Genomic DNA, 20,555 nt, shown 5'->3' with positions numbered 1-20,555 from the left:
GCATGCGGCGCAGATCCATCCCCATGACACGCGAAAAGGGCGAACCGACCATCGCGCTGATCAATATCGTGTTTCTGATGCTGGTGTTCTTTCTGGTCGCGGGCAGCATGGCACAGCCGCTGGACCCCGCGTTGCAACTGGTGTCCACCCGCGCGCTTGAGGGCAGCGCGCCGCCCGATGCGCTGGTGCTGCATGCCGACGGCACGCTCAGCCACCGGGGGCAGGGGGCGACCGAGACCGCGTATCTGGGCAGCCTGACCGGCGCCGCCCCCGAGGCCCGCATCCTGCCGGACAGGAACGTTGCGGCAGAACGCCTGCTGGAGGTGGCCGAAGCCTTGCGCGCGGGCGGCGCCGGGAAAATTCTGATCGTGACCGAGAAGGAACTGAAATGACCCTGCGCGGTATTATGGCGACCCTGGCGGCGCTAAGCGGTTCGGTGGTGATGCATCTGACCGGGGCCGGTCTGGCGACGGGAACGCAGGAGGCTGTGCAGATCGAGGGCGGGACCATGGTTCAGGTCGCGATGCTGGGCAATTCCTTCGAGGATATGGTGACGGGGGCCGTGGCCCGCCCGCAGGTCGCCCCCCCGGTGCAGACGCGGCCCGAAACGCTGCCTGCCCAAACGGCCGAAACCACCCCCGTGACGCCGACAGAGGTGCCGTTGCTGCCGACGGCCGACCTGCCGGCGCAGGCACCGTCGCCTGCGCCACATACCGCCGTCGCCGCCCCGCCGATGATGACCAGCGCGCCGGTTGAAACCCTGACGGCGCAAGACCCGCCTCCGCATCCCAAGCCCGCCGCGAAGGCGCCCGAGGCGTCACCGGGCAATGGCGCGCAGAACCGTGCGCGCGGGCAGGCCGACGGTCGCAAAACGGCCAAGGCCGTGACGGCGAAAACCGCGACAGGTGCAAGCGGGGCCGCACCCGGAAATGCCCGCCTGAGCAACTACAAGGGCCAGATCATGCGCAAGATCGCCCAGCAGCGCAAGAAATCCGCCGGGGCCCGGGGGACCGCCGCGGTGGCCTTTCGGATTGCCGGCTCGGGTGCGATTGCCGGTGTGTCCATCGTCACCAGTTCGGGCGACAGCCGGATCGACCGTGTGGCGGTCGAGCATATCCGCCGGTCCGGCCCGTTCCCGCCGCCGCCGGGCGGGCAGCAGCTCAGCTTTGTGGTGCGGTTCGAAAGCAAGGGGTAACCGCTTGACTTCTGGCGTTGCGCCACGCGGATCAGGGGCCGAATGCGGTTTATCCGAAATGGTGAAACGATCCCGGTTTTTCCGGTAACATCGCGATTTTTCCACGCTATATATCCCGATCAGCTTTCGCGAAGCGGCCTGTGCCGTTCCGCCGGTCTCGTCCCGTCGCGGGGGCAGGCCCAGAAAGACCGGAACCGCAGGTGGGGTGCGGCGTTGGTTTATCGGGGCGTGATGTGTCAAAGTGAAATGATGGAATGTTGATGGATCGGCGCCGGTTTTCGGAAATAACGACCGCGCCGCGCGGTTGTGTTGTTCGGGGGCAAACCTGATATGGTGAAACGAGTTTTGAGAAAGTGGAGCCCGTTCTGACGTCCGCCCCCGACACCCCTGCGCCATTGGACGATCTGATTGCCTGCCCGTATTGCGATGTTCTGCACCGCATTTCGGCAGTGCCCAAAGGCGCACGCGCGCGCTGCAAGCGCTGTGGCACGGTGCTGATCGCGCCGCGCGCCGGCGCCTTTGCCCGGATCGTCAGCCTGGCGGTCACCGCCATGATCCTGATGAGCGCGGCCATGTTCTTTCCGTTTCTGGCGCTTTCGGCGGGCGGGCTGCATCACGCCACCTCGATTCTTGGCGCCGTGCTGGCCTTTTCGAGCGGCCTGATGGTGCCGCTGTCGGTCGCGGTCGCCGGTCTGATCGTGCTGATCCCGCTGATCCGGTTGGGGGCGATCATCTATACGCTGTGGCCCCTGACGCAGAACCGGCCGCCGTTTCCCGGCGCGCGCCGCGCCTTTGCGCTGGCGGAAAAGCTGAAACCCTGGTCCATGGCCGAGATCTTCATCGTCGGGGTCGGCGTGGCCCTGGTCAAAATATCGGGCATGGCGTCCGTCACCCTCGGGCCCGCCTTCTGGGCCTTCGCCGCGCTGGTTCTTGTGACCGCGCTTCAGGATACCTTTATGTGCAAGCACACCGTATGGACGACACTGGAACATCCCGAACGACCCTGACCGCGCGCGCCGCGGGGCTGATCGCCTGTCGGCGCTGTGGCAAAGTCCATGCCGGGGGCATCGCGCGTTGCGTGCGTTGCGACCGCGCGCTGCATAGCCGCGAGCCGGCCAGCCTGCAACGGGTCTGGGCCTGGCTGATCGCGGGGCTGGTCGTTTACATTCCGGCCAACATCTATCCGATGCTTCTGACCCGGACCCTGTTCAAGCAGCAGGAAAACACCATCGTCGGTGGCGTGGTCGAACTGGTCAATCACGGCTCGTATTTCGTCGCCATGGTGGTCTTCACCGCCAGCGTGATGATCCCGGTCGGCAAGTTCCTTGCGATCATCTATCTGGCGCTGAGCGTGCAGTTCAACGCGCAGGCGGACGCGCATCAGCGGCACAAGCTGCTTGAAGTGGTGGAATTTATCGGGCGCTGGTCGATGATCGACGTCTTCGTGGTCGCGATCCTGTCGGCGCTGGTGCAGTTGCAGTCGGTCGTGACGATCAACCCCGGCATCGCCGCGGTCAGTTTCGCTTTGTCTGTGGCCTTTACCATGCTTTCAGCGCAAAGTTTCGATTCCCGGCTGATCTGGGACAAGGATACCGTAGCGTCATGAATACCCCCGAAGATCTTGAGATCGAACCCGCCGGGCGCGGGCCGCTGGGCCGGCTGTCGCTGGTCTGGGTCATTCCGGTCATCGCGCTTGTCGTGTCGCTGGCGCTGGCCTGGCAGACCTATGCGAACCGGGGCGAGCTGATCGCGATCACGTTCGAAAACGCGTCGGGAATCGTCGCGGGCGAAACGGTCGTCAAATACCGCGATGTTGAGGTTGGCCTAGTTGAAAAGGTCACCTTCACCGATGGGCTGAACGAGGTTCTGGTCTCGGTGCGGATGGATCAGGTGGTGCTGCCCTATCTGGATGACGACGCCGAATTCTGGGTGGTCACGCCACGGGTCAGCGTGCGCGGCATTTCGGGCCTGGACACCGTTCTGGCGGGGGTTTTCATCGAAGGCAGCTGGAACACCACGCGCGGCACCGCGCGGCGCAGCTTTGCCGGGCTGGCCGAGCCGCCGCTGGCCAATGCGACCCAGCGCGGCACGAAGATCACCCTGCAGGCCAAGGACGGCAATCAGCTGGCCGATGGTGCGCCGGTTCTGCACAAGGGCATCAAGGTCGGCTATATCGAAGAGCCCAAGCTGACCCCGGCCGGCGACGGGGTTCTGGTCACCGCCTTCATCGAGGCGCCCTTTGACCGGCAGATCACCACGGCCACGCGGTTTTGGGATCAGTCGGGCTTTTCGGTCTCGCTGGGGGCGTCGGGGGTGACGCTTGATGTCAATTCCCTGGCCTCGCTGGTCGAGGGCGGGATCGCCTTTGACACGATCGTATCGGGCGGTGACCCGCTTGGGCCGGATGTGCGGTTCGACATCTACCCGGACGAGGAAGCCGCCCGCGAAAGCATCTTTGCCGATCCGCTGGCCGAAGAGGTGACGGTATCGGTTCTGTTTGAAGGATCGGTGGCCGGCCTGACCGCCGACTCCGATGTGCGTTATCGCGGGATCCGGGTGGGCAAGGTCACCGGGCTGTCGGCCTTCGTCGACAACAGCGCAGCCGCGCCACGGGTCAAGCTTCTGACCAACATCGCGATACAGCCGGGCCGTCTGGGCCTGGAAGAGGGCGCAACCCCCGAGGATGCGCTTGCCTATCTGTCGGATTTTGTGGGGCGCGGCCTTCGGGCGCGGCTGGCCACGGGCAGCCTGTTGACCGGGTCGCTTGTTGTCGAACTGGTGGAGTTGCCGGACGCGCCGCCGGCACAGCTTGATCTGGATGCCGAGCCCTATCCGGTGCTGCCCACCGCCCCGTCAGAAATCGCCGACGTGACCGCAACCGCCGAAAGCGTGTTCGCAAAGATCAATTCGCTGCCCATCGACGAGGTGCTGAACACCGCCATCGACACGATGAAAAGCATTGACGCGCTTGCCCGCGATCAGGCGCTGCGCGATGCCCCCGGCGCCGCGCTGGCCCTGATCGACGAGGCCCGCGCCCTTGTCGGGTCGGCGGATGTGGTCGCGGTTCCGGCGGAACTGCGGGCCTCTTTGGCGGAAATCAACGCGATCCTGACGCAGGTTCAGGAAAAGGAAACCGTCGCCAAGCTCGTCTCGGCGATCGAAAGCGCGGATACGGCGGCCGCCAACATCGCCACCGCGTCCGAAGATTTCCCGGGCATCACCGAAAAGCTCGACGCGCTTGCCGCCAAGGCCAACGCGCTCGATCTCGAAGGGCTGGCGGCCGAGGCCGAGGCCACGCTGGTCTCGATCGACGCGCTGATCGGATCGGAGGATACCAAAGCGCTGCCCGCGTCGGTGTCGGGCGCGCTGGACGAGGTGCGATTGTTCCTGGCCGAACTGCGCGAAGGGGGCGCCGTCGAAAATGTGAACGCGACCCTCGCATCCGCCACCGAGGCCGCCACCGCGATCGAGAACGCGGCCAATGACCTGCCAGAGATTCTGACCCGCCTGAAAGACGCGGCCGGTCAGGCCGAAACGGTGCTGTCGGCCTATGGCGAACGGTCGCGGTTCCAGATCGAGGCCCTGGCCACCTTGCGCACGGTCCAGACCGCCGCCGACGCCATCAGCGCGCTGGCCCGCGCGATCCAGCGCAATCCAAATTCACTGATAATGGGACGATGACATGATCCTGCGCCACATCCTGCCCGCGGCTGGCCTTGCCCTTTTGGCGGCCTGTTCCTCGGCCCCGCCGACCCTTTATCCGGTCGACGCCGCGCAATCCGATCTGCGTTTGCGCACCTCTCTGTCCGGGGTTCTGGTCAAACCCATCGAATTGCCCGAATACGCCGCGGCCGAGGAAATCGCGGTCGAAGTCGAGGGCGGGGCCATCCGCCCCAGCCGCAACGAACTGTGGGCCGACATCCCGGAACGCGCCGCCACGCTGCAGGTGGCGCGGCAGCTAGATCAGATCCTGACCGCCATCGTGGCCTCTGATCCTTGGCCGTTCGTGGGCGTGCCGGATGCCGAGGTCGATATCCGGGTGGACCGCTTCATCGCGGGGCATGATGGGGTGTTCCGGCTGTCGGGGCAGTATTTCGTCGGCGGCGTCGGGCGGGTCTATCCGGAGCGCGCGGCCAGCTTTGACATTGCGGTGCCTGTCGCCGCAGGCCAAGGCCTGCCCGGCGTCGCGGATGCGCAGGCGACCGCCCTGCTGCGCCTGTCGGAAGATATCGCGCGCACCCTTGCACGGTAACACGCGCAGGGCTGCGGTGGTGCCGGGCTGACCGTCAGTCGCCGGACGGGGCCAGCGCGCCGGGGGCGAATGCCCCGCCGAAGGGTGACGGGTTCGCGGGTGACGGGGCTGCGTCCTCTGCCGGGGCGAGACCGCCGGTGAAGGCGTTCCCGAACGGCGACGGGTTTGCCGGTTTTCCCTCTGCCGGGAGTTGCGTCTGTGTATCGGTGCCCGCGTCTTTTTGCGCGTCGATCCGGGCGCGCTGCTCTTCCTGCAACTGGCGCTGGATGGCTCGTTTTTCTTCCAGAATGCCGGCTTCGCAGACCGAACTGTCATGTTTGCTGCCCAGCCAGACCAGCCCGCCGGCGATGCCAAGCAACAGCGCAAGCACTGTGCCCGGATGGGTCAGCAGCCGCAGCACCGGGTTGCCGAAAATCGCCGATTGCTCCGCCTTGCCGCTGTCCAGCAGCGTTTTGCGCCGGATATACGCCTCGTGCGTCAGCGCGCCGATCAGGGTGATCGAGATGATGATCACCGCCAGCGCCGAAAGCGACGGATCGGTGCCGTGCCGCACCTTCGAGGCCAGCGCGGTGGTAAAGGTGTTGCCCGACAGGATGGTGAAGACGGTGGTGTTGTAATTCTCGAACGACGCCAGCAGCGTGATGAAAGCCGCCGATCCGATCGCGGGGGCCAGAAACGGCAGCAGGATCTTGCGGAACGCCTGCCCGGGGCTGGCGCCGAGATCCAGCGCGGCCTCGGTCTGGGTGGCGTCGAACCGTTGCAGCCGCGCGATGAAGACCAGCATCGCATAGGCCGAGATAAAGGTGACCTGACCGGCGATCGTCAGAAAATAGCCGTTGTAGAAAAACGCCTGCGCCGGGCCGCCCAGCGTGCGCCCGATCTGCCCCCAGAACACGATTGTCGAAATGCCCAGCACCACGCCGGGGATCAGGATCGGCACGATCAGCACGGTGTACAGCGTCGCGCGCAGCCGCGCGCTCAGCTCCGACAGGGCCAGCGCGCCGGCCAGCCCCACGGGCACCGCCACCACGATCACGCCGATGCCGATGAACAGGCTCGACAGCAGCCCGCTCATCAGCCGGTCATTGGTGATCAGCACGTTGAACCAGCCGGTGGTGAAACATTCCCACGGCGTGACCCGCGGAAAGCGCGACGAGTTGAAGGCGGTGATCACCATGATGATCAGCGGGCCGAACAGGAAGGTGAAGAAGGCCAGCGCATAGGCCGCGCTGAAGACCGATCCGCGCGGGTTCATTTGCCGATCTCCCCGACCGAAACCTTGAAGACGCGCATCATCAGCGTCACGAAGGCGATGCAGACCAGCAAAAGGATGACCGCATAGGCCGATCCGCGCTGCCAGTTCGACGACTGGTTGAACCACTGATAGATCACCTGCGTGAACCACAGGCTGCTGGGCCCGCCCAGGATTTGCGGCGCGGCCAGCGCGCCCGAGGTCAGCATGAACACCATCGTTGCGCCCGAGGCGATACCGGGCTTGGCGATCGGCAGCACGATCCGCCAATGCACCCGCCACCAGGGCGCGCCCATGTCGCGCGCGGCCTCGATCTGGGCGCGGTCCAGCGCCTCGACGGCGTTGTAGATCGGAAAGATCATCAGCAGGATATAGGCATAGGCAAGGCCCGAATAGAGCGCGACATCGGCCCGGATGAAATCGACCGGCGCATCCCACAGCCCCATGCCCAGCCCGACCGAATTGATCAGCCCGGTCGCCCCGAACAGCACCCGGAAGGCAAAGGCGCGCAGGATCTCGTTGACCCAGAACGGAATGATCAGCCCGATCACCATCAGCCGCGCCGATACCCCGCTGGCCGAATGCGCAAGGATGAAGGCGATAGGATAGCAGATCATCACGTCCAGAATGGTCACGAATACCGCCGCGATCAGCGTGCGCAGCAGGATGCCGATATCGAGCGTGTTCAGCCCGTCGTCATTGCCGAACATGAAATAGCGATAGTTTTCCAGCGTGTAGGTGTCATCCGGTCCGCCGATCTGGCTGGCCGGAAGGTTGTGACGGAACGAATAATCCAGCATCGAAAGCTGCGGCAGGACGATCAGCAAGATCACCCAGGCCGCAACGGCGATGGCCACGAACAGGGCCACGCCCATGCCGTGGCGGCCTGCAAAGCTGTTGAACGCGGTGCGAAAATTTCCCATGGGTTATTCCGATGCCATCGGACCGGCGGGCAGCACGGTGGCATGCTCCGGGGCAAAGGCCAGCGTCAGCGCGGCGCCGGGGGCAAGCGGCGCCGCCGCAGCCCCGGTGTTGATCTGGCTCAGCCGCAGACGGGTGCCGGCACAATCGGCAAGCAGATGGGTGCTGGCGCCCTCGAACGCCTGGCTGCGCAACGTGGCGCTGATCGTGTTCGGCCCGGCCTCGCCGGCCAGGGTCAATTGCTCGGGGCGGATGAACAGGCTGCATTGCTCGCCCGGCTTGTACTTGCGCCCGCCCGCGGCGCGGCCGCTGACCGGACCAACGGGCGTGTTCAGCGTGACCATCCCTTCGGCCTGGCCCGCGACCTTGCCGGAGATGGCGTTGTTTTCGCCGACGAAGGACGCGACGAACGCCGTGCGCGGGGCGTTGTAGATCACGTTCGGCGCGCCGACCTGTTCGATCACGCCGCTGTTCATCACCGCCACGCGGTCCGACATCGTCAGCGCCTCGCCCTGATCGTGGGTGATATAGATGAAGGTGACGCCGACGCGCTGCTGAATCGCGCGCAGCTCGGCGCGCATGTGCTGACGCAGTTTCAGATCCAGCGCCGACAGCGGTTCGTCCAGCAACAGGATGTCGGGCTGCACCGCCAATGCGCGGGCGATGGCCACGCGCTGTTTCTGGCCGCCCGACAGTTCCGACACTTTCTTGTCGCCGATGCCGGGCAGCGCGATCATGTCCAGCAATTCATCTGCCCGTTTGCGGCGGTCTTTTTTCGATGCGCCGCGCACCTCCAGCGGGAAGGCGATGTTTTCTGCCACGCTCATCAGCGGGAACAGCGCCAGATGCTGAAAGATCAGCGCCGTGGGCCGCTTGTTGGGGCCGACGCCCTTCATGTCCTTGCCGCCGATCAGCACCTTGCCTTCGGTCGGATCGGAAAACCCCGAGATGCAGCGCAACAGCGTGGTCTTGCCGCAGCCAGACGGGCCGAGGAACGAAAAGAACTCGCCACTGTCGATCTTGAGGTTGGCATTGTCCACGGCAGTGAAATCGCCAAAGCGGATGGAGACGTGATCGAGAAGGACGGTTCTGTTGCGCATGTCGGGCTTGGGTCCGCTGGGAAGGGCCGCGCCGGGGTCGGCGGCCTGGGAAAGGAAAAGGGCGGGGGTGGTCCCCCGCCCGTGGCCGGGCGCGTGGCCCGGTTTGCCCGTGTCAGGCCGACAGGAACTTGTTGGTGAATTCCGTGCGCATCTCGGAATACCACGGCCCTTCGGCCGGCCAGGCGTTCAGGTTGGCCAGCGCCTCGCCGGGATAGGCATCGGCGAAGTTCTGGGCATAGATCTCGCCGCCAAAGGCATCGGCGCCCAGCACCGGGCTGTTATAGCCATGGGTCTGGATCGCCGTGCCGGCCCATTCGGGGTTGTAGCACGCGTCGATGAAGGCATAGACCTGCTCGATGTTCTTGGCGCCGGTGGGCAGCGCCATGCCGTCGACCCAGGCCATCGCCCCTTCGACCGGCGCGCGGTACATCACCGGCTCGCCCGCGGTTTTCAGCGCGATCGGCGGGCCGTCCCATGTCTGGCCCACGATGACGCCTTCGTTCAGCAGCCCGTTCTTCTGGGTGTCGGCATCGTTCCAGATCAGCTTGATGTTGCCCTTCTTGGCGATGGCGTGATCGACGACCTTGGTCCAGACCTCGGTCATCTTTTCGGGGGTGGTATAGGCCGCCCACATCGAACCCGGCTCCAGCTCGCCGATCCGTTCCAGACCCAGGCCCAGACCCAGCAGCATGGAGTGGCCGCGGCCCATGGTCTTGCCCGCGTTGGCATCGTCCCAGATGTCGTAGTAGGAGGGGAACTCGCCCGCCGGGGTGAACAGATCGGTGCGCCAGGCCACGCCTTCGGTGCCCCAGATATGTGGCACCCAGTGGCTGCCCTTGCCGTCGAAATTCCAGTGGGCATCGCCAAGCGCCATCGCCGGGTTGACCTTTTCGATGGCGATCTTGGTCATGTCGAACGGCTGCAGCAGGCCCAGTTCGGCCCAGAGCAGGTTGCGGTTCACGGTGGGCGACACGATGTCGAACCCTTCGCCGCCGGTGGCCTTCAGCTTGTTGATGATCTCTTCGTTCGAGCCGATGCCGGTGAAGTTGATCTTGATGCCGGTGCTGCCCTCGAACGCCTCGACGAAGCTGGGCGGCAGATAGTCGGACCACATCATGATGTTGATCTCGCCCGACGAGGCCAGCGCCTGTCGGCTGACGATCGCGGGCGTGGCAAGCCCGGCCGCGACGGCCGCCGAGGTTTTCAAAAAGCGCCGGCGGTTCAGATTGCGGAGCGTGCGTGGCGTTGTGGTCATAAGGTTCCCCATTGGTTCATTTTATCGTTTTCATCTTGGGCGCGGGACCGAGCCGATGCTGAGACCCGAAAGCAGGGGCCGGTTCGGTCGCCCGCAGTTTCTGCGCTTGCAAAAATGTTAGGTTAGGGTTTTCCTGCGGGCTTAGAGCCAAGCCGCAATAACTATGGTGCCAGGGCCGTTCGCGCAGCGTGGCGGGGCTGGAGTGCCTATGTCTTTGGCATCAGGCTGCGCCTTGCCGTGAAACGCCGAAGGAATCGGGCACCAGATGCTTGAACGAATTTTCGAACCGCCGTTCAACGCAGGGCAGACCCTGCAGCAGCAGATCCAGGAACGCCTGATCGAGGCGATCCTGGCGGGGTCCGTCTCTCCCTATGATCCGCTGCCGGCAAGCCGGGTGCTGTCGGCGCAGATCGGCGTGTCGCGCAATACGGTGATGCTGGTGTACGAGCGGCTGGCGCAGGACGGCTATATCCGCGCGGTCAGCCGCCGGGGGTATTTCGTCGATGAAAGCGTTGTGCGCGACAAGCTGAATGTCGATGTAGGTGGCCTGGTCCGGCCGGGCGAGCCGGTGGAAGCGGTTGATTTCACCGCACATATGACCGGCCGCTATTCGCGCCAGCCCAATATCGTCAAGCGTGGCGACTGGAAGGGTTATGCCTATCCGTTTATCTATGGCCAGGTCGGGGCGGACGAAACCTCGATCACGCGGTGGCGCGATTGCGTGCGGATGGCGGGCACGCGCCGGCACGCCCATGCCTGGGTCGGCGATCTGGTGGATGGCGACGACCCGATGCTGATCGAACAGATCCAGCGCCGGATCCTGCCGCATCGCGGGTTCCGGGCGGGGCCCGAGAACCTGCTGGTGACGGTGGGGGCGCAGAACGCGCTGTTTCTGGCCGGGGCGCTGTTTTGCAGGCCCGGTGCGCAGGTGCATCTGGAAGACCCGTGCTATGTGGATGCGCGCAACATCTTTGCCGCGCAGGGCGGGCAGCTCGTGCCCCATGCGGTGGACAACAACGGCATGCGCATGGGCGATTTTTCCGGCGCCGCGCTGGTCTATGTCACGCCGGGGCATCAGGCCCCCACCAATGTCACCATGAGCATGGAGCGTCGTCTTGCATTGCTGGAAGCCGCCCGGCGCGACGATTTTCTGATCATCGAAGATGATTACGAGCATGAGCTGAACTTTATCGGCGCGCAGCACCCGACGTTGAAAAGTCTGGATGTGTCGGGGCGGGTCATTCACATCGGCAGCCTGACCAAGCCGCTGTTTCCGGGCCTGCGCCTGGGCTTTGTCGCCGCCGCGGCCCCGGTGATCCGCGAGCTGCGCGCGCTGCGGCGGCTGATGTATCGCCACCCCTCGGCGTTGGCGCAGCGGGCGATGGCGCTGTTTCTGGCCGAAGGGCATTACGACACCCATATCCGCCGCCATCGCCGGGACCTGGCCGCCAAGTGGAAGCTGATGATGCGCGAGATCGACCGCGAGCTGACGGATTGCGCCGTCACGATGACCACCGGGGGCTCGGGTATCTGGCTGGCACTGCCCGAGGGGATCAGCGCGCGGGGGGTCCAGCAACGGGCCGAACAGGCGGGGCTGCTGATCGAGGCGGGGGATGTGCATTACTGTGGTCCGAACGTGCCGACAAACCGCTTGCGGTTGGGCTTCGGCGCGATCGAGGCGCGCAAGATCGCGCCGGGTATCGCCCTGCTGGCGCGGGTGATCGCGCAGGAGCGGGCGCAGCGGTCGCGGTCGTCTGGCACCTAGGTTTCTATGCTGTGGCTCTAGCCCTGTTCCGGCGGTATTCGCTAGCGTGGGACCAACCGCTTACACAGGAGTTGCGCGCCATGAATATGCAGGCGACGACGATGGATCACCACTGGTTGCCCTTCACCAACAACCGCGCCTTCAAGCAAAGCCCGCAGGTTTTCGCCAAGGCCAAAGGCGTGCGCTATTGGACGCCCCAGGGCGACGAATTGCTTGATGGATCGTCGGGTCTGTTTTGCAGTGCGGCGGGCCACGGACGCCCCGAAATCGCCGAGGCCGTCAGCCGCCAGTTGATGGAGCTGGACTTTACCCCGCATTTTCAGCGCGCCGCTCCTGTCTCGTTCGAACTGGCCGAACGGCTGGCCGCTTTGCTGCCCGAAGGCATCGACCGGGTGTTCTTCGGCTCATCCGGGTCAGAGGCCGTGGACAGCGCCATGAAAATCGCGCTGGCCTATCATCGGGCCAGGGGGCAGGGGCAGCGCACGCGCTTCGTGTCGCGCGCCTGGGCCTATCACGGCGTCAATCTTGGCGGCACCTCGCTGGCCGGGATGGTGGGCAACCGGCGCGACTTTTCCGGGGCCACCTGCGACGTGGTTCACATGCGCCACACCTGGAACGCGGATCAGCGCTTTACCCGCGGTCAGCCCGACGATGGCGCGCATCTGGCCGACGATCTGGAAGAGATCTGCAAGACCTACGGTCCCGAAACCATCGCGGCGGTGTTCGTTGAACCGATCGCAGGCTCGATCGGCACCATCGTGCCGCCCAAGGGCTATCTGACCCGCCTGCGCGAAATCGCGGATCGCCATGGCATCCTGCTGGTGTTCGACGAGGTCATCACTGGTTTCGGGCGCACCGGGTCGGCCTTTGCGGCGCAGGAATTCGCGGTCACGCCGGACATCGTCACCATGGCCAAGGCCCTGACCAACGGCGCCGTTCCGATGAGCGCGGTGGGCGTGAAAACCGAAATCCAGGACGCAGTGTTCGCCGCGGCCGCCGGCAAGGACCGGCCCGAGCTGATGCACGGATACACCTATTCCGCGCATCCGGTCGCCTGCGCCGCCGCGCTGGCATCGCTGAACATCTACCGCGACGACGACCTGTTTGCGCGCGCGCGGGCGCTGTCGCCGGTCTTTCTGGATGCGATCTTTGGGCTTCGCAACCTGCCGCATGTGTCCGATCTGCGCGGCTATGGCATGCTGGCGGGCGTTCAACTGACGCCGGGGGCCGAACCGGGGGCCAAGGGCATGGCGGTGCAACGCCTGCTGTTCGAGGCCGGGCTGCATGTGAAGGCGACGGGCGACGCGCTGATCATTGCGCCGGCCTTCGTCGCCACCGAAGACGAGATCGGGCAGATGGTGGATATCCTGCGCAATGTGCTGGGGCAGGCGATCTAGGCGGCGCGCGCCCTTGCCGAAATCAAAAGGCGCCTCTGCGCGGCGATCATTCGGCGGTTTTCATGCCAAGCCGCCGCAGAAGGCGCCCTTCCACCAGAACGACGGCCTGATAGAAAACCACCGACAACAGCACAGAGGCCGCGGCCACGCTCCAGATCATTCCGTAATCCAGATATCCCCGTGACTGATTGAGCAGATTTCCCAGCCCGCGCCCGGTTGCAAGCCATTCGGCGATCATCACGCCCAGCAAGGCGCGGGGGACCGTCAGGCGTGTCGCCGCGAACAGATAGGGCAGGCTTGCGGGCAGGGTCACCATCCGCATCTCGATCCAGGGCGAGGCGCCGTAAGCCTTTGGTACCTCCTGCACGGCGCGGGGCACCAGGGCCAGGCCCTGCGCCAGCGTCACGAAGGCGGGGAAGAACGTCACCGATATCGTGACCCACATGGTCAACGCCGTGCCGCGCCCGAAAATGAGAACAAGCAGCGGCGTCAGCGCGACCAGCGGCATGGTCTGGGTGATCAGCGCCACCGGCATGAATGCCCGGATCGCGCGCGGAAACAGGGCCGAGGACATGGCCAGCAGAAAGGCACAGAAAAGCCCCGCCGCCATACCGGCAAAGGTGATCGGCAGCGTTTCGGCCATCGCGGCAAGCAGTTTGGTGCGGGCGCTTCCGGCGGCGGGTGACAGGAACAGGTATTCGGCCACGGCCCACGGGGTCTTGGCAATCAGCGCAGGCGCGCCGCTGAGTTTGACAAACCCCCACCAGATCACGAAGGGCAGCGCGATCGCCCCGCCGGCGATCAGCACCCGGTGCAGCCGGTTTTGATCGGGCGGCCCGGCGTCGGGCAGGGCGGTATTGAGCGTGACCGCCTTTGTGGCCCCGACAACGCGGCGCGACAGCAGCGCGAACAGCAGATAGCTTGCCCCCGCGATGGCGGTGGCGACAAGGCCGATCCCCCACAGCCGGTCGGGCTCGCCTCGGCCCAGCGATCCCAGCAGATAGGCCCCCAGCCCCCAGCGTCCGCCACCACCGAATTCGGCCAGGATGGCGCCAAGGACGGCATTGGGGGCGGCGATGCGCAGCCCGCTCAGAATCGCCGGCACGGCGCCCCGCATCTGCGCGATGCGCAGCACCGGCACGCGCCCCCCGCCATAGGCACGGATCAGATCGGTGGCCCGGCTGTCGGCCTGGCTCAGCCCCAGAACCGTGGCCGTCATCGTGACGAAATACACCCCGAGCGCGGCCAGCACGATCCGTGGCGCCATGCCCGACAACGTCAATGTGAGGATCGGCGCGATGGCGATCGGCGGCAGGGCGAACACGGCGATATTCACCCCCCTGAACAGCCGAAGCGCTGTGCGCGACAGGGCAAAGACGACCCCGGCGGCGATTCCGATCAGGTTGCCGAACACAAAGCCAAGCCCGGATCCCACCAGCGTGGCCCGGATATGCGCCGGATAGTCGGCCCGGTCGATCCAAAGCCGTGCGATGATGTCCGTGATCGCGGGCAGGGCCCCGTCGGCGACCAGATCAAGACGCCCCGCGATTTCCCACACCACCAGCAGGATCAGCGCGTTGCGCGCAGTAAGAAAACGGTCGCCCCTATCCGCCATGCAGCACCCTGGCGATGCGGTCGCACAGCGCGTGAAAGGCGGGGTCGGAAAACAGCGCTGGCGCGCGGGGCCTGGCAAACGGCACGTCGATCACATCCACGATACGGCCCGGATCGGCATGCATCACGACAACGCGGTCGGCCAGAAAGACCGCCTCGTCGATACCGTGGGTCACAAGCAGCGCGGTCGACCCGGTTTCGGCCCAGACCCGCTGCAATTCGACATTCATCTGGCGGCGCAGGATCTGATCAAGCGCGCCGAAAGGTTCGTCCATGAACAGGACCTGGGGGTGGGTGACAAGCGCACGTGCGATCGACACGCGCTGACGCATGCCGCCCGACAATTCGCCCGGCAGGGAATCCTCATAGCCATTCAGCCCGACAAGATCGATCAGCGCCTGCACCCGTTCGCGGTGCTGCGCCGGGCGCCGACCGAGCACCGCAAGCGGCACCTCGACATTGCGCCGAACGCTGCGCCACGGCAGCAGCGCCGCGTCCTGGAACGCAACGCCGGTCAGGCCCGCCCGCGCGGCGGCCTGCGGCGTGTCCCCGGCAATACGCACCGCGCCGGTATCGGGGGCCTCCAGCCCCAGCGCGATCCGCATCACCGTGGACTTGCCGCATCCCGACGGCCCGATCAGCGCGGTGAAAGAGCCCGGCGCGCAGGACAGATCGACGCCGCGCAATGCCTCCACCGTGCGGCCCCGCCCGGTGAAGGTCTTGCCGATCCCGGACAGGGAAATGCCGTCCGGGGCGCGCATCAGATCTCTTCAAGCAGGGTCGTGTCGAACATCGCACGGTTACCGATGATGCCGACCTGGCCAAGCGCGCTCAGGTTCGCCTCGATCGCGTCCTCGCTCATTGAAAAGATGCCGCCGGGCGCCTCGATCAGCGGTTTTTGCGCGGTGTTGAAGAACACCTCGTTGTCGATGGTGCGGCCGGTGCCCTTGAAATGGGTATCGGCGAATTTCGGTGGCCAGATCGCGGGATCGACAAGGTTTTCCGCCCAGCCCTTGCGGCTGGCGCGCAGCCAGGCGACCAGTTCGGCACGTTTGGTGGCCAGCGTGTCCTCGGTCACGACAACCGTGTCGTTGAAGGTCGTGTAGCCGAAATCGTACAGCAGGAACGAGGTCGCCTCGACCCCTTGCAGGCTGATCGTGTAGGGCACGTTGGTGGTGAAATCGAGCGAGGCGTCGATTTCACCCTTGATCAGCGGCGTGGGGTCATAGGCATAGGGCACGATCTTGACGTCGCCCGGATCGATGCCGTTGATCTTCAGCATTGCCTCGACCGAGATCACGTTGACCGGCGGCACCGCCAGCGTCTTGCCCACAAGGTCGGCCGGGCTGGTGATGGGGTTAGAGGTCAGCGACACGATGCCGATCGGGTTTTTCTGATACTGGGCGCCGATGATCTTGAACGGCGCGCCCTGTTCCGCGATCGCCTTGATCGTGGTGTCCGGCGTGGTCAGCGCCAGATCGGCGCGGCCCGCGATGATCGTGCTTTCCGGGATCACGTCGGGCCCGCCGGACAGATAGGCCAGATCAAGCCCTTCGGCGGCATAATAGCCTTCGTCCATTGCCAGGAAATAGCCGGCAAATTCCGCGTCATTGATCCATGCGGCCTGCATGATCAGCGGTGTCGCGGCCGAGGCCCGCAATGGCAGGGCCGAGGCGGCGGCCCCCGCGGCGAGGGTGGTCAGAAATTGACGGCGGTCGAGTGTCGGGGTCATGATTTATCTCTCCTCTGTTGGCGATTCAGGCGAGGCCCTGAATGCGTTGAAGTTCCTGAAGGGGGGGCGTGTCGGCGATTTGTCTGGGATCGAGAAGCGGCCATTTCACACCGCTTGGCCGTTTCGCCCGGCGCCCGATCACATGCATTTTCGTGGGCGTGGCGATCTTGTCGACAAGGATGTCGGTCTCGGACGGCTGAAGATTGTCTTCGACCAGTTGGCAATCATGCACAACGGCCATGACCGGCGTGGTTTCATCCACCAGACCGAGGTCGGTGAACATACCCCATTCGAGATCGAAAAACCCATGCCCCTTGCCAAAGCGAACGCCGTTCAGCGACACCGCCGAGGCCCCCGTGACCATAAAGTCGAAGCGCCCGCGCCGCGCGATTTCCGCCAACGTGATCGGCCGCCCGAAATGCTCCATCCCGTCCAGCCACGAGGCGTAAAGTGCGGCCCCGTCGGGCACCATCCCGGGGTCCATCAGCATGAACCCGCGATAGATGCCGTAGGTGGACATGACGAAGGGCTTGCCGTCTTCGATCATGCGCCGGCGCAGATCGGCCAGGCAATTGTCGGGCGTGATGAAGGCAAAACTGCTGTCACGATAGGCCGGATCCGCCACAACCCGGTCGGTTGCGGCCTCGGAGCCTTCGAAATCGGGGATGACCTCGGCGAAATTCATGTGAAAGCGGGTGTCCGGTCTGGCGACATCCCGGAGCTTCGTCCATATTTTCTCGCGCATCAGTCTTGAGGTCGACATGTCAAAAGCCCGCGTTGTTTCACTGTTTCATTATTGTGAAACCTGTGTTTCATTGGTCAAGAGAAAATCGGGCAAAACAGGAAAACGGGATACGCCATGGCCTCTCGATTGATCCTTCGAATCCAGGAAAAGCAGGCGCGCCTGACCGGAAGCGAAAAGAAAATAGCTAAGGTTTTGCTTGAAAATCAGGGGCTTGTCGAAACGCATACGGCAACCGAACTGGCCCAGCTTGCGGGTGTCTCGAAAGCCACCACTGCCCGTTTTTTCCGCAGTTTGGGATATTCGGACTTTGAGGAGGTCCGCCTGCAGGCGCGTGATGAGCGCAATCGGACCCAGCCCTACCGCACGGCGCCGACTCATGGCGAGGGGATGATCCTGGGGCGCACCATTGGCGATCATCTGGATCTGGAACTGAGCAATCTGACCCGCACACTTGAAGAACTGCGCGCGGATCGGCTGACCGATGTTGCGCGTCTGATCGGCGATGCGCCACGGGTGTGGTTTCTGGGCTTCGGCGCCGAGGATGGCGTGGCGCGGGTTGGGCGGGCGGTCTTTTCGCGCGTGCGCCACGATGTGCATTACCTTAGCGGCGTGGGTCAGGACTGGCCCGGGGAACTTGCCATGACCGGCCCGCGCGACTGCCTTGTGTTGCTGACGCTCGATCCGCGTCCAAAGCTGTTGCGCGCGTTGCTGTCCTATGCCCGGACGACGCGCATGCGCATCGTCACGATCACCGACCACGGCTATCAGGCGCAAGCGGCGCGCTTTTCGGATCACGTCCTGCCGTGCCATGTGGCGAATTACGGCCTGATCCCGACCCATGCGACGATGATGACCCTGCTGCGCCTGCTTGCCATTGCCCTTGTGGGGCAGAACCCGGAAACCGCGAAACAACGCGCCGATATCCTTGATGCGATCGGCGAAGAGCTTGACCTGATGGAGTGATGGCCGCCGCCGCCGGCCTGACATGCATCATGGACAAGACAGGTCGCACCGGGTTCAGGATGTCGGGGCGGCGGAACGGCCCGAAAGGGAATATTCGCCGCGCTGTTCCGATGGCCCATATCAGGCGAAGGATTGCCCCGATGCACGAACTGCCTCTTGAAACCGTCTATCAACTTCTTGAACCGGGGCCGGTTGTCCTGCTGACGACGGCGCATGAAGGCCAGCGGAACGTCATGACCATGTCGTGGCATATGATGGTGGAATTCACGCCACCGCTTGTGGCGTGTATCGTCAGCCGCGCAGATCACAGTTTCACCGCGCTGACCGCCACAGGGGAATGCGTTATCGCCATTCCCGCGGTGGAAATGGCCCCCGTGGTGGTCAAGATCGGCAATTGCTCCGGGCGCGATGTCGACAAATTCGCGGCGTTCGGGATCACGCCGGGCGATGCGCAAATTGTTACCGCCCCCCTGATCGCGGATTGCTTTGCCAATCTCGAATGCAGGGTGGTCGATACCCGGCTGGTCGAGACATACAATCTGTTCGTGCTGGAAATTGTGAAGGCGTGGACGGATCCGACACAACCGGCCCCGAAAACGTTTCACCACCGCGGCTATGGAAACTTCGTCGTCGATGGGGCGACGATTTCGATTGAATCGAAAATGCCCTGACGACCACACCAGGGGGTCGGATCAGGCCTGAAAGGTGATTTTACCGTCGCAGATGGTGACCGCAGCCCGGGCCTGATCCAGCGTTGCCGGCACCATTGCCGCTATATCATGGTCCAGGATCACCAGATCGGCCATCATGCCGGGGATCAGGCGGCCTTTGCGGTCTTCGTTGAACTCCATGAACGCGTTGTCACAGGTGTAGGACGCCAGCGTGTCATGCAGGGACTGCGCACAGTCGGGCCAGCCGGGGCCAAGGTCCACCGGGGCCACGGCCCCCCGGATCGTGGGCATGACATCGACCGGCACCACCGGCCAGTCGGTCGAAAAGCACAGCCGCAGCGCATGCTTGCGCAGCAGGTTCCAGGCAAAGGCATAGGCGCGCTGATCGTCATGCAGGAACTCGCCGGGGGCCGGCGGGCCGAAATAGCCGGCGGCGGGCGAATGCAGCGGCTGCATCGAGGCGATGACCCCCAGCGCGCCAAAGCGCGGCAGGTCGTCGGGATGGACCAGTTCGATATGCTCGACCCGGTGGCGGGCATCGCGCGCGCCATTGGCCTTTTGCGCGGCTTCGTACCCGTCCAGCGTACGGCGCACGGCCAGATCACCGACCGCATGGACGCAGATTTGCAGGCCCAGGGCATCTGCCGCGATGCAGGCTTCGTTGAATTGTTCGGGGGAAAAGACCGCTTCGCCATGGGTGTCGGGGCGTTCGGGATAGGGGCGGGTCATCAGGCCCGTGTGGCTTTCGATGACGCCGTCCATGAACATCTTGACCCGGTTGCACCAGACCTTGTCGGACTGGTATTGCGCGCGCATCGCCGCGGCCTCGGTCATGCGCGTGATCGGGTCGAAATTCTTGAAATGGAACGGCACCTCGGTCCGGCAGATCAGATCGCCGGCCTCGTCCATCTCCTGCAGCAGTTCAAGCTGATAAAAGTTGCCGTCCATGTTGTGCAGGGTGGTGATGCCGTGGCTGGCGCAATGCTGCTGGCCGCGCAGGATCGCGGCCTTGTCGGCGGCGCGTTGTTCGGGTGTGGCGGGGGGGACCGGGTTGTCGCCGGTGACATAGCCCAGAAAATCCCGCCCGCCGGTTTTGGTCAGCGCGGTGACATAGCCGAAGGCGCCGGTTTCCACCAGCATCCCCGACGCGCGGCCATCCGCGCCCATGACGATTTCCGACCCCAGGGGCACAGCTGCCCCATCCAGAATGCCCGCCGCGTCCAGCGCGGGGGTGTTGGCCCAGGCGGTGTGGTGGTCGGCGGCCATCATGATGAAGGGACGGTCCGATATGATCCGGTCCAAATCGTGACGTGTGGCGTATGCATCGGGCCCAAGCACGCGGTAATCCACCGCCGTGGCGAAAAGCACAGGCTCCTCCGGGCGGTCCGCCGCATAGGCATGAATGGCCCCGGCCAGCGCGTCGAACCCGTGCACCCCGTGCAGGTTCAGACTGTCGAGTTCGGCGGCGCCCTGAAACAGATGCACATGGCTGTCGATGAACCCCGGCAGAACGGTGCAGCCCTGCGCATCGATGATCCGCGTCGTAGGCGCGGCCAGCGCGCGGACTTCTGCATCGGACCCGAGCGCGGCAATCGTGCCGCCGGTCAGTGCGATGGCGGATGCCGTGGGGCGCGCCGCGTCAAAGGTGATCAGCTTGCCGTTGAGGATGACGATATCGGGGGTCATGAATGCT

19 protein-coding genes and 1 pseudogene are annotated in these 20,555 nt (G+C 64.8%); 11 read left to right on the top strand and 9 right to left on the bottom strand.

Annotated elements, in window-relative coordinates:
• Window positions 1-23: 23 nt before the first annotated feature.
• The 6 genes from ACSR1C_RS09990 (at window position 24) to ACSR1C_RS09965 (ending at window position 5,447) form a co-directional block, all read left to right on the top strand.
• The gene (locus tag ACSR1C_RS09990; protein WP_460259025.1) at window positions 24-392 is read left to right on the top strand and encodes an ExbD/TolR family protein; all 369 of its coding nucleotides are present in this window, start codon (window positions 24-26) and stop codon (window positions 390-392) included.
• Window positions 389-1,195 carry an energy transducer TonB family protein gene (locus ACSR1C_RS09985; protein WP_460259026.1) on the top strand — a complete coding sequence of 269 codons (807 nt, stop codon included), beginning with the start codon at window positions 389-391 and terminating at the stop codon, window positions 1,193-1,195. Before ACSR1C_RS09990 ends, ACSR1C_RS09985 begins: the two co-directional genes overlap by 4 nt.
• Before the next feature lie 353 nt (window positions 1,196-1,548).
• Window positions 1,549-2,202, top strand: a complete 654-nt coding sequence (locus ACSR1C_RS09980) for a paraquat-inducible protein A (RefSeq protein WP_460259027.1) — start codon at window positions 1,549-1,551, stop codon at window positions 2,200-2,202.
• Entirely contained in the window at window positions 2,169-2,801 is a 633-nt protein-coding gene (locus ACSR1C_RS09975) for a paraquat-inducible protein A (protein WP_460259028.1), read from the top strand. Before ACSR1C_RS09980 ends, ACSR1C_RS09975 begins: the two co-directional genes overlap by 34 nt.
• Window positions 2,798-4,876: a PqiB family protein gene (locus ACSR1C_RS09970; protein WP_460259029.1), complete on the top strand. Its 2,079-nt coding sequence runs from the start codon at window positions 2,798-2,800 to the stop codon at window positions 4,874-4,876. The genes ACSR1C_RS09975 and ACSR1C_RS09970 overlap by 4 nt, the downstream gene beginning before the upstream one ends.
• A 1-nt stretch (window position 4,877) precedes the next feature.
• Entirely contained in the window at window positions 4,878-5,447 is a 570-nt protein-coding gene (locus ACSR1C_RS09965) for a PqiC family protein (RefSeq protein ID WP_460259030.1), read from the top strand.
• Between the two features lie 34 nt (window positions 5,448-5,481).
• On the opposite strand, the gene ACSR1C_RS09960 is transcribed toward ACSR1C_RS09965, so the two are convergent.
• The 4 genes from ACSR1C_RS09960 to ACSR1C_RS09945 all read right to left on the bottom strand — a co-directional run bounded on the left by ACSR1C_RS09960 (window position 5,482) and on the right by ACSR1C_RS09945 (window position 9,975).
• Window positions 5,482-6,702 (bottom strand): ABC transporter permease, encoded by a 1,221-nt coding sequence (locus tag ACSR1C_RS09960; RefSeq protein ID WP_460259031.1) that lies wholly within the window; start codon window positions 6,700-6,702, stop codon window positions 5,482-5,484.
• The gene (locus ACSR1C_RS09955) at window positions 6,699-7,622 is read right to left on the bottom strand and encodes an ABC transporter permease (RefSeq protein ID WP_054538036.1); all 924 of its coding nucleotides are present in this window, start codon (window positions 7,620-7,622) and stop codon (window positions 6,699-6,701) included. Before ACSR1C_RS09955 ends, ACSR1C_RS09960 begins: the two co-directional genes overlap by 4 nt.
• Before the next feature lie 3 nt (window positions 7,623-7,625).
• Complete coding sequence (locus ACSR1C_RS09950) at window positions 7,626-8,720, bottom strand: ABC transporter ATP-binding protein (RefSeq protein ID WP_460259032.1); 1,095 nt, start codon at window positions 8,718-8,720, stop codon at window positions 7,626-7,628.
• A 112-nt stretch (window positions 8,721-8,832) separates the two neighbouring features.
• Window positions 8,833-9,975 carry an extracellular solute-binding protein gene (locus ACSR1C_RS09945; RefSeq protein WP_460259033.1) on the bottom strand — a complete coding sequence of 381 codons (1,143 nt, stop codon included), beginning with the start codon at window positions 9,973-9,975 and terminating at the stop codon, window positions 8,833-8,835.
• A gap of 265 nt (window positions 9,976-10,240) precedes the next feature.
• Here ACSR1C_RS09945 and ACSR1C_RS09940 point away from each other — a divergent pair, with 265 nt between their 5' ends.
• Both ACSR1C_RS09940 and aptA read left to right on the top strand, forming a co-directional pair.
• Window positions 10,241-11,740, top strand: coding sequence for an aminotransferase-like domain-containing protein (locus tag ACSR1C_RS09940; protein ID WP_460259034.1), 1,500 nt, complete (start codon window positions 10,241-10,243; stop codon window positions 11,738-11,740).
• Between the two features lie 80 nt (window positions 11,741-11,820).
• Window positions 11,821-13,137 (top strand): omega-aminotransferase AptA, encoded by a 1,317-nt coding sequence (aptA, locus tag ACSR1C_RS09935; protein ID WP_460259035.1) that lies wholly within the window; start codon window positions 11,821-11,823, stop codon window positions 13,135-13,137.
• Between the two features lie 46 nt (window positions 13,138-13,183).
• On the opposite strand, the gene ACSR1C_RS09930 is transcribed toward aptA, so the two are convergent.
• The 4 genes from ACSR1C_RS09930 to ACSR1C_RS09915 are packed head-to-tail and all read right to left on the bottom strand — an operon-like array spanning window position 13,184 to window position 17,228.
• Entirely contained in the window at window positions 13,184-14,752 is a 1,569-nt protein-coding gene (locus ACSR1C_RS09930; RefSeq protein WP_460259036.1) for an ABC transporter permease, read from the bottom strand.
• The gene (locus ACSR1C_RS09925; protein ID WP_460259037.1) at window positions 14,742-15,512 is read right to left on the bottom strand and encodes an ABC transporter ATP-binding protein; all 771 of its coding nucleotides are present in this window, start codon (window positions 15,510-15,512) and stop codon (window positions 14,742-14,744) included. Before ACSR1C_RS09925 ends, ACSR1C_RS09930 begins: the two co-directional genes overlap by 11 nt.
• The gene (locus tag ACSR1C_RS09920; RefSeq protein ID WP_460259038.1) at window positions 15,512-16,483 is read right to left on the bottom strand and encodes an ABC transporter substrate-binding protein; all 972 of its coding nucleotides are present in this window, start codon (window positions 16,481-16,483) and stop codon (window positions 15,512-15,514) included. The genes ACSR1C_RS09925 and ACSR1C_RS09920 overlap by 1 nt, the downstream gene beginning before the upstream one ends.
• A gap of 25 nt (window positions 16,484-16,508) precedes the next feature.
• A complete protein-coding gene (locus tag ACSR1C_RS09915) occupies window positions 16,509-17,228 on the bottom strand; it encodes a 5-formyltetrahydrofolate cyclo-ligase (RefSeq protein ID WP_462596924.1) in 720 nt (239 codons plus the stop codon).
• A gap of 114 nt (window positions 17,229-17,342) precedes the next feature.
• On the opposite strand from ACSR1C_RS09915, the pseudogene ACSR1C_RS09910 reads away from it, so the two are divergent.
• The 3 genes and pseudogenes from ACSR1C_RS09910 to ACSR1C_RS09900 form a co-directional block, all read left to right on the top strand.
• Window positions 17,343-17,504, top strand: a pseudogene (locus ACSR1C_RS09910) (MurR/RpiR family transcriptional regulator); the annotation flags it as partial.
• 111 nt (window positions 17,505-17,615) lie between these two features.
• Window positions 17,616-18,191: a MurR/RpiR family transcriptional regulator gene (locus ACSR1C_RS09905; RefSeq protein ID WP_460259287.1), complete on the top strand. Its 576-nt coding sequence runs from the start codon at window positions 17,616-17,618 to the stop codon at window positions 18,189-18,191.
• A 140-nt stretch (window positions 18,192-18,331) separates the two neighbouring features.
• Window positions 18,332-18,862: a flavin reductase family protein gene (locus ACSR1C_RS09900; RefSeq protein ID WP_460259040.1), complete on the top strand. Its 531-nt coding sequence runs from the start codon at window positions 18,332-18,334 to the stop codon at window positions 18,860-18,862.
• A gap of 21 nt (window positions 18,863-18,883) precedes the next feature.
• Here ACSR1C_RS09900 and ACSR1C_RS09895 read toward each other — a convergent pair whose 3' ends face one another.
• Window positions 18,884-20,548, bottom strand: a complete 1,665-nt coding sequence (locus ACSR1C_RS09895; RefSeq protein WP_460259041.1) for an amidohydrolase — start codon at window positions 20,546-20,548, stop codon at window positions 18,884-18,886.
• Window positions 20,549-20,555: the final 7 nt, after the last annotated feature.

The organism is Actibacterium sp. D185-2, assembly GCF_054954595.1.
The sequence above is the reverse complement of the archived record's forward strand: the minus strand, read 5'-3'. Positions and strand labels throughout refer to the sequence as shown.